We start from the raw sequence: 14,723 nt of genomic DNA, 5'->3' as shown, positions 1-14,723 counted from the left end.
ATGTTGTTCGACCGTGTTCTGATCGCCAACAGGGGCGAGATCGCCGTACGGATCATCCGCACGCTGCGCGCGCTCGGCATCACGGCGGTGGCGGTGCACACGCCGTCCGACGCCGGGTCCAGGCACGTCCGCGAGGCCGACGTCGCGCTCCAGGTGCCGTCCTACCTGGACGTCGAGGCGATCATCGGGGCGGCCCGCGAGTCGGGCGCGCAGGCCGTGCACCCCGGCTACGGGTTCCTGGCGGAGAACGCCGCGTTCGCCCGCAGGTGCGCCGAGTCCGGGCTGGTCTTCGTCGGGCCGCCCCCCGCGGCGATCGAGGCCATGGGCGACAAGATCCGCGCCAAGGCCACCGTGTCGGCGGCCGGGGTGCCGGTGGTGCCCGGCGCGGCCGAACCCGGGCTTGAGGACTGGCGCGACTTCCCCGCCCTGATCAAGCCGTCCGCGGGCGGCGGGGGCAAGGGCATGATCCTCGTACGGTCGGCCGCCGAGCTGCCCGACGCGCTGGCCTCGGCCAGGCGTACGGCGCGGGCCGCGTTCGGCGACGACACCCTGCTCATCGAGCGCTACGTCGAGCGCCCCCGCCACATCGAGATCCAGGTGCTGGCCGACGCCCACGGCGGCGTCGTGCACCTCGGCGAGCGCGAGTGCAGCCTGCAGCGCCGCCACCAGAAGATCGTGGAGGAGGCGCCGTCGCCGTTCCTCACCCCGGAGACGCGCGCGAGCATGGGGGCTGCGGCGGTCGAGGCCGCCCGCGCCGTCGGCTACGTCGGGGCGGGCACCGTCGAGTTCATCGTGGACGGCGTCACCGGCGCCTATCACTTCATGGAGATGAACACCCGGCTCCAGGTCGAGCACCCCGTCACCGAGCTGGTCACCGGGCTCGACCTGGTGGAGCTGCAGCTCAGGGTGGCGGCGGGGGAGCGGCTGCCGTTCGCGCAGGAGGACGTGCGGCTCGACGGGCACGCGGTGGAGGCCCGGGTGTACGCCGAGGACCCGGCGCGCGGCTTCCTCCCCACCGGCGGGCGCGTGCTCGCACTCCGCGAGCCCGGCATGCGCGACCGAGCGGGCACGACGGTCGTGCGGGTGGACTCCGGGCTGGCCGAAGGGGGCGTTGTCGGCAGCGAGTTCGACCCGATGATGGCCAAGGTGATCGCCTGGGCGCCCGGCCGCGCGGCGGCGTACCGTGCGCTGGACCGCGCGCTCGCCCGCACGGCCGTGCTCGGCGTCGTCACCAACGTGCCGTTCCTGCGCGCGCTGACCGCGCACCCGGCCGTCGCCGCCGGAGAGCTGGACACCGGCCTGGTCGAGCGGGTCCTGCCCGAGCTGCTGCCTGAGGCGGAGACGCCCGAAGAGGTGCGGGCCGCGGCCGGGCTCGTCTTCCACGACCTGCCGCGCGGCGACGACCCGTGGGAGGTCGCCGACGGCTGGCGGATCGGCGAGCCGGCCTGGACGACGTGGCGGCTGGAGTCGCGCGACGGCGTGCACGCCGTACAGGTGCGCGGCCTGCCCGCCGAGACGGCCGAGGTCCGCGTGGGCGATGAGGCGGTGCCCGCGCGCATTCACCGCGACGGCGCCGAGCTCACCGTCACGCTCGGCGGGCGCAGCGAGCGCTACCTGTGCGTACGCGACGGCGACACGCTCTGGCTCGGCCGCGACGGCGCGTCCTGGTCGTTCACCCGCCACCACATCGGCGACCCCGGCGACCGGCCGGGCGCTGCGGCGGCCGGCGACGGCGTCGTCAGGAGCCCCATGCCGGGCACCGTCCTGGTGGTCAAGGCCCAGCAGGGCGAACGGGTCAGCGAGGGACAGCCGCTGGTCATCGTCGAGGCCATGAAGATGGAGCACACGGTCACCGCGCCGCGCGACGGGGTGGTCTCCGAGCTGACCGTCCAGGCGGGGCAGCCGGTGGACATGGACGCCGTCCTGGCCGTGGTCACCGCCGAGGAGGCGTGATGCCGTACCCGATGAGAGGTCTTCCGCAGCAGGTCACGATCTACGAGGTCGGTCCGCGCGACGGCCTGCAGAACGAGTCCGCCGTCATCCCCGTCGAGGTCAAGGCCGAGTTCATCGACCGGCTGGCCGACGCGGGACACAAGGTGATCGAGGCGACCAGCTTCGTGCACCCCAAGTGGGTGCCCCAGCTCGCCGACGCCGACGAGCTGCTGCGCCGCCTGCACCGGCGCACCGGCGTGCGCTATCCCGTGCTCGTGCCGAACGAGCGCGGCCTGGACCGGGCGCTGGAGCTCGGCGTCGACGAGATCGCGATCTTCGCCAGCGCCACCGAGACCTTCGCCGCCAAGAACCTCAACCGCAGCCTGGAGAGCCAGTTCGACATGTTCGAACCGGTCGTGGCCAGGGCGCTGGACAACGGGATCAAGGTACGCGCGTACGTCTCCATGTGCTTCGGCGACCCCTGGGAAGGGCCCACCCCGATCGCGCAGGTCGTCTCCGTCGGCGAACGGCTGCTCGGGCTCGGCTGCTACCAGCTCTCCCTGGGCGACACCATCGGCGTCGGCACCCCCGGCCACGTCACCGAGCTGATCCGCGCCTTCCGCTCGCCGGACCGGCTCGCCGTGCACTTCCACGACACCTACGGGCAGGCGCTGGCCAACACCCTGGCCGCGCTCCACTGCGGCGTCACCACCATCGACGCCTCCACCGGCGGGATCGGCGGCTGCCCCTACGCGGAGTCCGCCACCGGCAACCTCGCCACAGAAGACCTCGTCTGGATGCTGAGAGGACTCGGCATCGAGACGGGGCTCGACCTGAGCAAGCTCGTCGCCACCAGCACCTGGCTGGCGGAGCTGCTCGGCCGGCCGAGCCCGTCCCGCGTCGTACAGGCGCTGTCGAAAGGCTGAGATCATGCTCAATGACGAGTACGAAGAGCTGCGCAAAACCGTCGAGGCGTTCGCCCGCGAGGTGGTCGCGCCCGTGATCGGGGACTTCTACGAGCGCGAGGAGTTCCCGTACGACATCGTGCGCCAGATGGGCGCCATGGGGCTGTTCGGCCTGCCCATCCCCGAGGAGTACGGCGGCATGGGCGGCGACTACTTCGCCCTCTGCCTGGCGCTGGAGGAGCTGGCCAGGGTCGACTCCAGCGTCGCCATCACCCTTGAGGCGGCGGTCTCGCTCGGGGCGATGCCGATCTACCGGTTCGGCACGGATGAGCAGCGCCGTACGTGGCTGCCGAAGCTCGCCTCCGGCGAGATGCTGGGCGCGTTCGGGCTGACCGAGCCGGGCGGCGGTTCCGACGTGCCGGGCGGCATGCGCACCACGGCCGTGCTCGACGGCGGCCAATGGGTGATCAACGGGACGAAGTCGTTCATCACGAACTCCGGCACCGGCATCACCGGCGTCGTCGGCGTGGCCGCGCTCACCGGCGACGGCGAGATCTCCACCATCCTCGTGCCGAGCGGCACGCCCGGGTTCACGGTCTCGAAGAAGTACTCCAAGGTCGGCTGGAACGCCTCCGACACCCGCGAGCTGGCCTTCACCGACTGCCGCGTGCCCGCGGAGAACCTGCTCGGCGAGCGCGGCCGCGGCTACGCCCAGTTCCTGCGCACGCTCGACGAGGGCCGCGTCGCCATCGCCGCCCTCGGCGTCGGCCTGGCCCAGGGCTGCGTGGACGAGTGCCTCAAGTACGTCAGGGAGCGCAAGGCGTTCGGTCACCCCATCGGCCACTACCAGGCCATCCAGTTCAAGATCGCCGACATGGAGGCCCGCGCGCACACCGCCCGCCTGGCCTACTACCACGCCGCCGAGAAGATGCTCGCGGGCGAGCCGTTCAAGAAGGAGGCGGCGATCGCCAAGCTCGTCTCCTCCAATGCCGCCATGGACAACGCCCGCGAGGCAACCCAGATCTTCGGCGGCTACGGCTTCATGAACGAGTTCCCCGTCGCCCGTTTCTACCGCGACGCCAAGGTGCTGGAGATCGGCGAAGGCACCAGTGAAGTGCAGCGCATGCTCATTGCCCGACAACTCGGACTTGGCGATCTGTGACCCGCTCCGCCCGTTTCATCCCGTCACGAAAAGCGGGGAAACGTCAAGCAAGGGTTTGCGTCGGCCACGACCGACGATCTAGTGTCGTTGCTCATGACGGCTGACGATCTTCTCATCAGGAGAGCGGAGAAAGCGGACGCGGACGAGGTGTTCGCGCTGGCCCGCGAGTTCGGCCTGACCTTCAGTCCCGAGCGCGAGGCCTTCGACGCCGCGCTGCCCGCGCTGCTGGCCAACGACGATGCCCTGCTGCTCGCGGCCGTCGTCAACGGGCGGGTGCGCGGCTACCTCCTCGGCTTCGTCCACCTCACGCTCTTCGCCAACGGGCCGGTCGCCTGGGTGGAGGAGGCCATGGTCGAGTCGGGCTCCCGCCGGCAGGGCATCGGCCGGTCCCTGCTCGAGGAGTTCGAGAAGTGGGCCCGCTCGCGTGAGGCCGGTTACGTCGCGATGGCCACGCGACGGGCGCCGGAGTTCTACCACGCGCTGGGCTACGAGGCGTCGGCCACGTTCTTCCGCAAGGTCCTGCGCTGACCTACGGCCCGGCGCCTCGGAGCAGTGGAGTGCGCCGCCCCGCGTGGTGACGTCCCCCGAGAGGGTCGTGTTCGCTCGCGGGGGAAGCCGCAGGGAAGGCCCCGTCCCCGGGCGATTCTGTCGCCGCAGGATGGCATGCTGAGGGCGTGAGCATCCACGCCGTGAGCCCGCTGTTCGTCGGGCGCTCCCGCGAGCTCGCCGCGCTCGGCGACGCTCTGGCCAGGACGCGCGCCGGCATGTCGGCCACCGTGCTCGTCGGCGGCGAGGCGGGGGCCGGCAAGACCCGCCTCATCAATGAGTTCATCGGCTGGCACGCCGACGACGCGCTCGTGCTCGTCGGCGGCTGCCTGGAGCTGGGCACGGAGGGCCTGCCGTTCGCGCCGTTCACCGCCGTGCTGCGGCGGCTGGTCCGCGAGCTGGGCCGCGACGCCGTCGCCGCGCTGGTGCCCGGCGGCAGCACGCGGGGTCTCGCCAGGCTGCTGCCGGAGTTCGGCGAGCCGGGCAAAGAGGGCGCCGAGGCCAGGGCGCGGCTGTTCGAGGAGGTTCTCGGCCTGCTCGAACGCCTGGCGGAGGAGCGGCCCGTCGTCCTCATCGTCGAAGACGCCCACTGGGCCGACCGCTCCACCCGCGATCTGCTGACGTTCCTGGTCCGCTATCAGCGCACGGCCGCCCGCGTGCTGCTCGTGGTGACGTACCGCACCGACGAGCTCCACCGCACCCACCCGCTGCGGCCGCTGCTCGCCGAGCTGGGCCGGATCGAGTGGGTGAGCAGGGTCGAGCTGCGCAGGCTCACCCGCAAGGAGACCGTCGCGCTGGCGGCGGGCATGCTGGAGCGCGAGCCGTCCCAGTCCGACATGGATCTCATCTACGCCCGCAGCGAGGGCAACCCGCTGTTCGCCGAGGCGCTGCTCAGCGAGTCCGGGGCGGGCGAGTCGCTGCCGGAGTCGCTGCGCGACCTGCTACTCGCCGCCGTCGAGCGGCTGCCCGACGAGACGCAGGAGCTGCTGCGGGTGGCCAGCGCCGGCGGGCAGCGCATCGAACACGCCCTGCTCAGCGCCGTCGCGGGGCTCGACGACGCCGCGCTCTCCCGCGCGCTGCGGCCGGCCGTCGCGGGCAACGTCCTGGTCGTCGACGGCGAGGGCTACGCCTTCCGCCACGCCCTCATCCGCGAGGCGCTCCACGACGACCTGCTGCCCGGCGAGCGCATCCGCCTGCACACCCGCTACGCCGAGGCGCTGGAGCGCGACCTGTCGATCCTGCCCGCCCCGCGCGGCGCGATCGAGCTGGCACACCACTGGCACCTGGCCCACGACTCCACGTGGGCGCTGGTCAGCGCCTGGCACGCCGCGGCCGCCGCCCGCAAGTCCGCCGCGTACGACGAGCAGCTCCGCATGCTCTCCCGGGTGCTGGAGCTGTGGGACCAGGTGCCCGACGCGGCCGAGCGCATCGGCGCCGACCGGCTCGACGTGCTCAGGCGGACCGCCATCGTCGCCCACCTGGCCGGCGAGTTCGAACGCGCCATCGCCCTGGCCGGCGCCGCACTCGACGACCTCGCCCGCGATCCCGGGCTCGAGGCCGACCCCGTCAGGGCCGTCACGCTGCTGCGCCAGCGCGGCCACGCCCGCTACGACCTCGGCCGCCCCGGTTTCCTCGACGACCTGCGCAGGGCCGCCGAGCTCGTGCCCGCCGACCACCCCCGGCTGCGCGGCAAGGTGCTGGAGTCGCTGGCCCGCATGCTCCACGGCCCGGAGAACATCGAGGAGCGCGCGGCCACCGCCCAGCTCGCCAGAGAGATCGGGCACTCCCTGGGCGATGCCACCATCGAGGCCCACGCCATCATCGACCTCACCTGGGCGCAGGCCGACTACTCCGCCATGGAGCCGCAGCTCGAGGCGTTCGCCGAGGCCCGGCGCATCGCCAAGCGCGGCGACGCCTACAGCGCGCTCATGCGCTGCGCGATCAGCGAGTCCGACACGCTGGAGGGCGCGGGGCGGCACGAGGAGGCCGCCAGGGTCGCCAGGGAGGGGGTCGAGGAGGCCGCGCACTACGGTATGGCCCGCACCGCCGGCACCTTCCTGTCGATCAACCTGGCCGAGCCGCTGGTGTCGCTCGGGCGGTGGGACGAAGCGCTCCAAGTCATCGAGCACGCTCTCGACCTCGCGCCGCCCGCGCCTTACGCCGCCAGCCTGCAGGGCCTCGCCACCGACATCGCGCTCGCCCGGGGCGACTACGACCGGGCCGACCGGCTGCTCGACCTCGCCCGCAGAGTCCTGTGCGGCGGCGCCCACCGCGAGCAGTCCGTGCTGCCGCACCTGCGCAGAGAGCTGCAGTTGCTCGCCGCCCGCGGTCAGCTCGGGGAGGCCCTGACGGCGGCCGCGCGGGCGCTCGACGAGCACAACCTGCGCACCAGCCCGCGCTACGCCTGGCCGGTGCTGACGATGTTCGCGGAGCTCATCCGCATGGCGGTGCCCACCCCGCGCTTCCTCGAGGCGATCGCCGGACTGGGGACCGCCGCCTTGGTGAGCGGTTACGCTGCCGCAGGCCCGGACGGCGGTGCGGCCGCGTCCCTCGCGGGCGGGGACGCCGCCGACTACGAGAGCGCTGCCGATGGGGCGGCGAGCGGGGCCGCGCTCGTGGGGCAGGCGCTGTCGATGCTGCCGAGGCTGCGGGCGCTCGGGCAGGACCTGGGCGTCGGGGGGCGGCTGCAGGAGGCGCACCGGCTCACCTTCACCGCGCTGACCGGCCCGGACAAGCCGCTGGACGACGACGTCGAGCCGGCCGCCTGGCAGCTCGCGGCCTGGGAGCAGGCGGTGGAGGCGTGGGCGGCGTTGCGGCAGCCGTACGCGGAGGCGCAGTGCCGGCTGGCGGCCGGTCAGGCGGCGCTCGCCTGCGGTGCCCGCCAGAAGGTCGCCGCCCATGTCGATCGGGCCCGCTCGCTGGCCCGCGATCTGGGCGTCACACCGTTGCTCGAAAAGCTCGACGTGCTCGGCAGGCGCGCCAGGATCGGCGGGCCGGACGAGGGCGGCGAGCGCCAACCGCTGGGGCTGACCGCCCGCGAGCTGGAGGTGCTGCGTGAGGTGACGAACGGGCGCAGCAACCGCGAGATCGCGCAGGAGCTGGTCATCTCGGTCAAGACGGTCAGCGTGCACGTCTCCAACATCCTGGCCAAGCTCGGCGTCGCCACCCGAGGCGAAGCCGCCGCCACCGCCCACCGCCTCGGCCTTTTCGACTAGCCGACCCCGGGGGTGGTGTTCGGTGCTTGCCGGGTCCGGTGGCGGTCGCTGCTGTCCCACTGCTTCGGCCTTTTCGACTAGCCGACCCCGGGGGTGGTGTTCGTGCTCGCCGGGTCTGGTGGCGGTTGCTGAGGTCCGCGCTGTTTCGGCCTTTTTGAGTACCTGTGCCGGGGGCGGTGCGGGCGGAGGCCATCGTGCTTGCCGAGTCCGGTGGCGGTCGCCGCTGTCCCGTTGCCGCGGCCTCGCGGGCCGGCCGTGGGTGCCGCGAGGGCTGGGACACGCGCTCTTGCGCCTCCTGAGCGGCCGGCACCGCCCACCGCCCCCGGCCCTCGACCTGCTGACAGTGCTCGGAGGGGGCACAGGGTTTCTTCGTGCGCCATGGGCCCGGCTGCTGCCCGTCGGCGCTGCGACCACCTCGTTCTGAGCGGTGGTGCGGGCGTGGTGCGGAAGTGCCTCGCTGCCGTGACCGTCGCGGCCACGGTGCGGTCATCAGAGACGGCGCGCTCACCTGCCCCCGCGAGCCCCTGCGGGCGCTCGCGGGGGCAGGCCGGCGCAGATGGTGTCTTGGCCCGCTGAGCGCGCGGCTGGCGGGGCCGAGATGGTCCCAGCGCGGGCGCGGTTGCGTCAGGCGGTCAGCTGGGCTTCGAGGCGGTAGCCGTCCACCGTGACGTAGACCTGGTCGCCAGGGCGGGCGTTCAGGCGCATGAGCACCGGCTGGAGCGAGTCGAAGACGGGCTGCTGACCCTGCCAGACCAGGACGATGGCGTTGTCGCCGGGGCCCGTGACCGACAGCAGGGTGCCGGGGCGCATGCCGAGCTGGGCCGCGTACCTCTCGGGGACCGGCACGGGACCGCCGCGCAGGTGCTCGGGGGTGACCTCGATGCGCTGCCAGCGGCGCGGGTCGGCCGACGGGCTGGGCGGCGGCGGAGGAGGCGTGGGCGGCGTGCCGGCCAGGGCGCCGGAGAGCACGGGCGAGCGGCCGCCCGACAGTGCCGACAGGGTGGCGAGCGCGGCGGACGGGTCGATGGAGCCGGCCGCGGGCGGGATGGGCTGGCCGCCACGGTGGTGGTGGCCGTTGGCACCCGGGGTACGGCGGGGGAGCGGCTGCGCCGGGGCGGGGGCCGGGGCCGATGAGGACTCGCGGGTCTCGGTCTCCGGAGGCAGCGCGTCGAGCCACGCCTTGGCGGAGTGGGCGCGGATGCCGAGTTCGCTCAGCAGCTCGACGGGATCCGCGTCGGGCGGGGCGGAGGCGAGGAGCTGCCGCGTACGCTGCTGAAGGCCCTGGAGGTCGCCGACGACCAGCCAGCCGTCCTGCAGCCGCCGGTCGGGCATGAGCGTCACCAGCACCCGCCACAGCGGCGTGCGCAGGGACGGGACGACCACCGGGTGGGCCGGGTCGGCGCCGATGAGCTGCTCTTCTGTGGCCGCCGCGCCCAGCCACTCCGTCAGCCGGAACATGTGGCCGGTGACCGGCGCGGACTCGGAGGAGCGCAGCCACTGCAGGACGCGCTCCTCGGCGGTGCGCTGGGCCTGCGAGAGCGCCTCACGCTCGACGAGCAGCTTGTGGGCGAGCGTACGCAGGCTCACCGGGTCCTCGGCGAACAGCCGGTGCTGGGCGACGGCCAGTTCCAGCTTGTCGAGGTTGCGGAACAGGTTGTCCACGACCCTGACCATGGCGTGGTCGGGGTCGGTGGGTGCGGGGCCGGAGCCCGCGTAGGCGGGCGTGCGCTTGGCGGGGCCGCCGGTGCCGGGGACCGCGGGGAGCGAGCCCGTGTGCGGGCCGCCCGCGGATGCCGCCGCGCCGCCAGGAGCGCCGGTGTCCTGGCGGGTGGGGCGCTGCGGGAGGCGTTCCTGCTGGCCTGGCACGGGACGCTGCGGCAGGCCGGAGCCGCCGCCCTGCCCCGCACCCGGAGCCCCGTTCCCGGCGACCGAGGGGAAGGAGCCCGTCTGGCGCGAGCCGGGCGCGCCGTCGGAGACAGCGGGGAAGCCGCCGGTCTGGCGCGAGCCGGGCGCGCCGTCGGAGACCGCGGGGAAGCCGCCGGTCTGGCGCGAGCCGGGCGCGCCGTCGGAGACCGCGGGGAACGAGCCCGTCTGGCGGGGGCCGGGTGCGCCCTCGGGACGGCGCTGCCCGTCGCCGGGCACACCGGGGAAGGAGCCGGTCTGCCGGGGGTCGGACGCCGCCGGGAACGAACCGGTCGTCCGCGAGCCGGGCGGAACGGGGAACGAGCCGCTCGTACGGGCGTCGCCGCCCGCGGCGGGGAACGTCCCGCTCGTGCGCGCGTCTCCCCCAGCGGCGGGGAAAGCGCCGCTCGTGCGCGGGTCCGCCCCGGACGGGCCGTCGGCGGAGGCGGCGGCGGGGAAGGAGCCGGTCTGCCGCGAACCGGCCGGGTCGGAGACCGCCGGGAAAGAGCCCGTCTGCCGGGGACCGGGCGCGCCGTCGGAGGTCGCGGGGAAGCCGCCGGTCTGGCGGGAGCCGGGCGCGCCCTCGGGCGGCAAGGCCCCAGGACGCTGCTGGTCGCCGGAGAGTGACGCGGCGGGGCGCTGGGGCAGCGGGCCGCTCTGCGTGCCGGACCCCGAGCCGTCACCCGTCGCGGGCCCGCCGACGGAATCGCCCTGGGCCGCGTACGGACCGGTCTGCGCCGCCGGCTGCTGCGCGGCGGGATCGCCCGGCGCGGGCACGGGACCGGAAGTCGCATCCTGCGCGGGCACGGGACCGGAAGGCGCATCCTGCGCGGGGAACGCGCCCGACGGGACGCCCTGGCCGCGCTGGAGCGGCCGGGTGACCTCGGGATGCCCGGATGCGGCGGGCGTGGGGGAAGCGGCGGCGGGCGCGTCGGCGGCCTGGGCCGGGATGCGGCCGAGGATCTCGCGGAAGACCGAGCCGATGACCACCTCGGGCGTGGCCGACGGCGTGCCGAGATCGCTCGGAGACAGGCGGCGCAGCCGCTGCCAGCCGCCGAGGCCGGTGATCGCCGTACGGGTGGCGTCGGGCCAGCCGGGCAGCGCGGGGTCGATGTGGTGCACCGTCAGCGCGGGCAGCAGGTCGGACAGAGGCAGGTGGTCCCAGCGGGACGCGGCGAGCCGGGCGAGGCGTTCGCAGATCCAGTCGAGCCCGGTCATGCCGAGGGCTTTGGGCAGCGGCACGGAATGCCACCACCCCGCGGGCAGACGGGGGTCGCCCAACGCCTCGGCCACCTGCTGGGGACGGCTCCAACGCAGCGCAGGGACCAGGTCGCTCAGGCAGATCGATGACTCGACTTCCATCGGCGGACCTTATCCTCCCCAGTGAGCCGCGTGTGCTGCCCGTGACGCATGTGGCTAATGGTGCAGCCTACGCGGCAAGCTATCAATCAGTGTGAATAGGGTAAAGACGGTTCAGATCCAAACCGTACCGTGGACGGCCGCCCACCTGGGCCACACATGCGGCACCGGCACGGCATCCCGCCTCCAGAGCCGCCTGCGGTCCCGCGCCGCGCAGTGTCGTGGCGATGTATCCCGCGGCGAACGCGTCACCGGCTCCCGTGGAGTCGACGACGTCAGCGGGCCGGCCTTTGGCCGTCGCCACCACCTCACCGTCTTTCGCGGCCAGAGCTCCGTCGGCGCCGAGCTTCACGACCGCTGTGCCATATCTCTCACTCAAGAGTACGGCGGCACGCTCGGCCGATGTCGCCCCGGTGAGCACAAGCGCCTCGTCGAGGTTGGGCAGGACGAGATCGGCCGCGGCCGTCTGGCGGATGAAACGTTCAGCGCCGAAGTCCCGCAGCGGCCCGGATGAGGCGGGATCGACGCTGATCAAGACGCCCGCGGCGGCGGCGTCGGCCATCGCGCGGGCGGCCAGGCGCAGGCCCGGCTCGGCGAACAGGACGTACCCGGACAGGTGCAGACGGCCGACGCCGTCGAGCAGGGCCGGATCCCAGTCGGCCTCGGAGATCAGGCCGCCTGCGCCGCGGTTGGTGAGCATCGAGCGCTCGCCGCTGCTGTCCACCATGGCGATCACCACGGCCGTGGGGTGGTCGGGATCGACGGAGAAGTGGGGCCGGACGCCCGTCCTGATCAGTTCGGTGGCGTGCCACTCGCTGCTGTCGTAGCCGAGCCTGGCCAGCAGGTGCACCTCGGCTCCCAGGCAGGCGGCCCAGGCGGCGGTGTTGGCGCCGGAGCCGCCCGGACGCAGCACGATGTCGGCCGCCATGTCGGCGCCGGCCAGGACGGGCGAGCCGTGCCTGGCCACCACGTCGGTGACGACGTCACCGACGATCAGGAGGGCGCCACCGGTCACGACCGTGCCCAGGCCACGGCGATGCGGGCGGCCAGCGCGGCGTTGCCGCGCACGGCGGCGAGGTTGGCCTCGAGAGAGGCGCCCTTGGTGCCGTCCACCAGGTAGCCGAGCAGGAACGGGGTGATCGCCTGGCCCTTGACGCCCTCGCGCTCGGCGGCGGCCAGCGCCTCGGCGAGCACCCGGTCGTGCAGCTCGGGGTCGAGCTGCTGCTCCTTCGGCACCGGGTTGGCGACGATGAGGGCCGTCTCGGGGCCGCCGAGGGCGTCCTGGCCGCGCATGACGGCCGCCGCCTCCTCGGCCGACTCGATGCGCCACTCGACCGGCTGGCCGGAGGAGTGGAGGTAGAAGCCGGGGAAGGTGTCGGTGCGGAACCCGGCCACGCTCACCCCGCGCGTCTCCAGCCGCTGTAGCGTGGCCGGCACGTCGAGGATGGACTTCACGCCCGCGCACACGACCGTGATGCGGGTGCGGGCGAGCGTGTCGAGGTCGGCGGACTCGTCCTGGTCCTCGGTCCACTGGCGGTGCACGCCGCCCAGGCCGCCGGTGGCGAAGACGCGGATGCCGGCGCGGGCGGCCAGGAACGATGTGGCCGACACGGTGGTCGCGCCGCTCGCCTTCAGCGCCGCCGCCAAGGGCAGGTCGCGCTGGCCCAGCTTGCGCAGGCCGGACTCGGTGGCGATGCGCTCCAGCTCCACCTCGTTCAGGCCGATGCGGGGCACCCCGTCGAGGACGGCGATCGTGGCGGGCACGGCGCCCCCGTCGCGGACGATCGCCTCCAGCTCGCGCGCCACCTCCAGGTTGCGCGGCTGCGGCAGCCCGTGGGAGATGATCGTGGACTCCAGTGCCACGACCGGCGCGCCGCTCGCCAGGGCCTCGGCGACCTCGTCGGACGGCTGCAGGACTGCGTCGGTGGTGCTGCGCATGGTGAGGCTCGTGCTCCTTGGATGTGTGGCCCAGCGGGTGAAAAACGGTGACTCTGATGAGGTTTGCTCCGAACCGAGCAGCGTACGACCCCTTGGCCCGGCCGTCCACCTGAGGATCACACGGCCGGCGGGAGCCCGCCAAGGACGCCGCCAAGGACGCTGCCAAGGACGCCGCCAAGGACGCGGACTCGCACGTGGCGCCAGAGGGCGAACGGGTCGTATGGTGCCAGGATGAGTGCGTATGACGTGGTCGTGGCCGGAGGCGGGCACAACGGACTGGTGGCGGCGGCGTACCTGGCGCAGGCGGGGCGGCGGGTGCTGGTGCTGGAGCGGCACGAGCACGTCGGCGGCCTGGCGATCTCGGCGCAGGCGTTCCCCGGCGTGGACGTGCGGCTGTCGCGTTACTCCTACCTCGTGAGCCTGCTGCCCTCGAAGATCGTCCAGGATCTCGGGCTCGAGCTGGAGCTGCGCCGCCGGCGCTACGCCTCCTACACGCCCGTGGGCGAGACCGGCCTGCTGGTGGACAACGAGGACGACCTGCGCACGGCGGCCTCGTTCAGAAACGTGACGGGCGGAGAGGCCGACCACGAGGCGTGGCGGCGCTTCTACGGCATGGTCGCCGAGACCGCGCGGGTGCTGGCCCCCACCCTGCTGGAGCCGCTGCGGCCGCAGGCCGAGATCGAGCGGATGGTCGGGCCCGAGGCGTGGGGCGAGCTGTTCGGCCGGCCGATCGGGCAGAGCGTGGCCGAGCGGTTCGCCGACGACACCGTACGCGGTGTCGTGCTCACCGACGCGCTCATCGGCACGTTCGCGAACCCCGATACCGACCTGCTCGCCAACCGCTGCTTCCTCTACCACGTGATCGGCGACGGCACCGGCGACTGGAACGTCCCCGTCGGCGGCATGGGCGCGGTCTCCGGCGCGCTGGAGGCGGCGGCCAGGCGGGCGGGCGCCGAGATCAGGACGGGCGTGGAGATCATCGGCATCGACCCGGACGGCGAGGTGACGTTCACCGAAGGCGGGGCCGAGCACACCGTGCGGGGCGGGCACGTGCTGGTCAACCTGCCGCCCGCGGTGCTCGACCGGGTGATGGGACGGCCCGCGACCGTGCCCGAGGGCGCGCAGCTCAAGGTCAACATGGTGCTGTCGCGGCTGCCCCGGCTGAAGGATCCCGAGGTGGATCCGCGGGCGGCCTTCAGCGGTACGTTCCACATCAACGAGGGGCGCGACCAGCTCGCGCGGGCGTACGAGCAGGCGGCCAGGGGCGAGATCCCCGAGCTGCCGCCCGCCGAGGTCTACTGCCACTCGCTGACCGACCCGTCGATCATCGGCCCCGAGCTGCGGGGACGGGCGGAGACGATGACGCTGTTCGGCCTGCACATGCCCGCCCGGCTGTTCCGGAAGGATCCGGAGAAGGCGCGCAAGCTGGCGCTGGAGGCCACGTTCGCCTCGATCAACTCCGTGCTCGCCGAGCCCATCGAGGACTGCCTGCTCACCGCCCCCGACGGCACCCCGTGCGTCGAGGTCAAGACGCCCGTGGACCTGGAGACCGACGCGGGCCTGCCCGGCGGCCACATCTTCCACACCGACCTGAGCTGGCCGTACGCGGACGGCGACGCCGACGGCCACGGCGGCTGGGGCGTCGAGACCGAGCACGAGCGCATCCTGCTGTGCGGCGCCGCCGCGCGCAGGGGCGGCGGCGTCAGCGGCATCGGCGGCCACAACGCCGCCATGGCCCTGCTCACGCGCTGACGGGCCCTGCTC

The 14,723-nt window shown here is 73.8% G+C and carries 9 protein-coding genes; 6 read left to right on the top strand and 3 right to left on the bottom strand.

The annotated features are described in order from the left end of the window. From ACFMQL_RS02010 to ACFMQL_RS01990, 5 genes are all read left to right on the top strand, one after another. Complete coding sequence (locus ACFMQL_RS02010; RefSeq protein WP_364067651.1) at window positions 1-1,953, top strand: biotin carboxylase N-terminal domain-containing protein; 1,953 nt, start codon at window positions 1-3, stop codon at window positions 1,951-1,953. Then, window positions 1,953-2,858, top strand: a complete 906-nt coding sequence (locus ACFMQL_RS02005; RefSeq protein ID WP_364067653.1) for a hydroxymethylglutaryl-CoA lyase — start codon at window positions 1,953-1,955, stop codon at window positions 2,856-2,858. Before ACFMQL_RS02010 ends, ACFMQL_RS02005 begins: the two co-directional genes overlap by 1 nt. A 4-nt stretch (window positions 2,859-2,862) precedes the next feature. Continuing rightward, window positions 2,863-3,999: an acyl-CoA dehydrogenase family protein gene (locus tag ACFMQL_RS02000; RefSeq protein ID WP_364067655.1), complete on the top strand. Its 1,137-nt coding sequence runs from the start codon at window positions 2,863-2,865 to the stop codon at window positions 3,997-3,999. Window positions 4,000-4,092: 93 nt separating this feature from the next. Then, window positions 4,093-4,527, top strand: a complete 435-nt coding sequence (locus tag ACFMQL_RS01995) for a GNAT family N-acetyltransferase (protein WP_364067657.1) — start codon at window positions 4,093-4,095, stop codon at window positions 4,525-4,527. Between the two features lie 146 nt (window positions 4,528-4,673). Next, window positions 4,674-7,760 carry an AAA family ATPase gene (locus tag ACFMQL_RS01990; protein ID WP_378784320.1) on the top strand — a complete coding sequence of 1,029 codons (3,087 nt, stop codon included), beginning with the start codon at window positions 4,674-4,676 and terminating at the stop codon, window positions 7,758-7,760. Window positions 7,761-8,384: 624 nt separating this feature from the next. Here ACFMQL_RS01990 and ACFMQL_RS01985 read toward each other — a convergent pair. The 3 genes from ACFMQL_RS01985 to ACFMQL_RS01975 all read right to left on the bottom strand — a co-directional run bounded on the left by ACFMQL_RS01985 (window position 8,385) and on the right by ACFMQL_RS01975 (window position 12,959). Beyond that, window positions 8,385-11,024 (bottom strand): hypothetical protein, encoded by a 2,640-nt coding sequence (locus tag ACFMQL_RS01985; RefSeq protein WP_378784319.1) that lies wholly within the window; start codon window positions 11,022-11,024, stop codon window positions 8,385-8,387. Window positions 11,025-11,106: 82 nt separating this feature from the next. Next, entirely contained in the window at window positions 11,107-12,036 is a 930-nt protein-coding gene (locus tag ACFMQL_RS01980) for a sugar kinase (RefSeq protein WP_364067663.1), read from the bottom strand. Then, on the bottom strand, window positions 12,033-12,959 hold the full coding sequence (locus ACFMQL_RS01975) for a pseudouridine-5'-phosphate glycosidase (protein ID WP_364067665.1): 927 nt from the start codon (window positions 12,957-12,959) through the stop codon (window positions 12,033-12,035). The genes ACFMQL_RS01980 and ACFMQL_RS01975 overlap by 4 nt, the downstream gene beginning before the upstream one ends. A gap of 231 nt (window positions 12,960-13,190) precedes the next feature. Here ACFMQL_RS01975 and ACFMQL_RS01970 point away from each other — a divergent pair, with 231 nt between their 5' ends. Beyond that, entirely contained in the window at window positions 13,191-14,711 is a 1,521-nt protein-coding gene (locus ACFMQL_RS01970) for a phytoene desaturase family protein (protein WP_378784318.1), read from the top strand. The last annotated feature ends 12 nt before the right edge of the window (window positions 14,712-14,723 follow it).

Source organism: Nonomuraea fastidiosa, from assembly GCF_042751225.1.
GTDB lineage: Bacteria > Actinomycetota > Actinomycetes > Streptosporangiales > Streptosporangiaceae > Nonomuraea > Nonomuraea fastidiosa.
Note: the sequence above shows the minus strand (reverse complement) of the source record. Positions and strands in the feature narration are given on the sequence as shown.

Excerpts from the sequence above, each read along its gene's own strand:
- ACFMQL_RS02010 (WP_364067651.1), top strand. The coding sequence starts at position 1 with ATGTTGTTCGACCGTGTTCTGATCGCCAACAGGGGCGAGATCGCCGTA.
- ACFMQL_RS02005 (WP_364067653.1), top strand. The coding sequence starts at position 1,953 with ATGCCGTACCCGATGAGAGGTCTTCCGCAGCAGGTCACGATCTACGAG.
- ACFMQL_RS02000 (WP_364067655.1), top strand. The coding sequence starts at position 2,863 with ATGCTCAATGACGAGTACGAAGAGCTGCGCAAAACCGTCGAGGCGTTC.
- ACFMQL_RS01995 (WP_364067657.1), top strand. The coding sequence starts at position 4,093 with ATGACGGCTGACGATCTTCTCATCAGGAGAGCGGAGAAAGCGGACGCG.
- ACFMQL_RS01985 (WP_378784319.1), bottom strand. The coding sequence starts at position 11,024 with ATGGAAGTCGAGTCATCGATCTGCCTGAGCGACCTGGTCCCTGCGCTG.
- ACFMQL_RS01975 (WP_364067665.1), bottom strand. The coding sequence starts at position 12,959 with ATGCGCAGCACCACCGACGCAGTCCTGCAGCCGTCCGACGAGGTCGCC.
- ACFMQL_RS01970 (WP_378784318.1), top strand. The coding sequence starts at position 13,191 with ATGAGTGCGTATGACGTGGTCGTGGCCGGAGGCGGGCACAACGGACTG.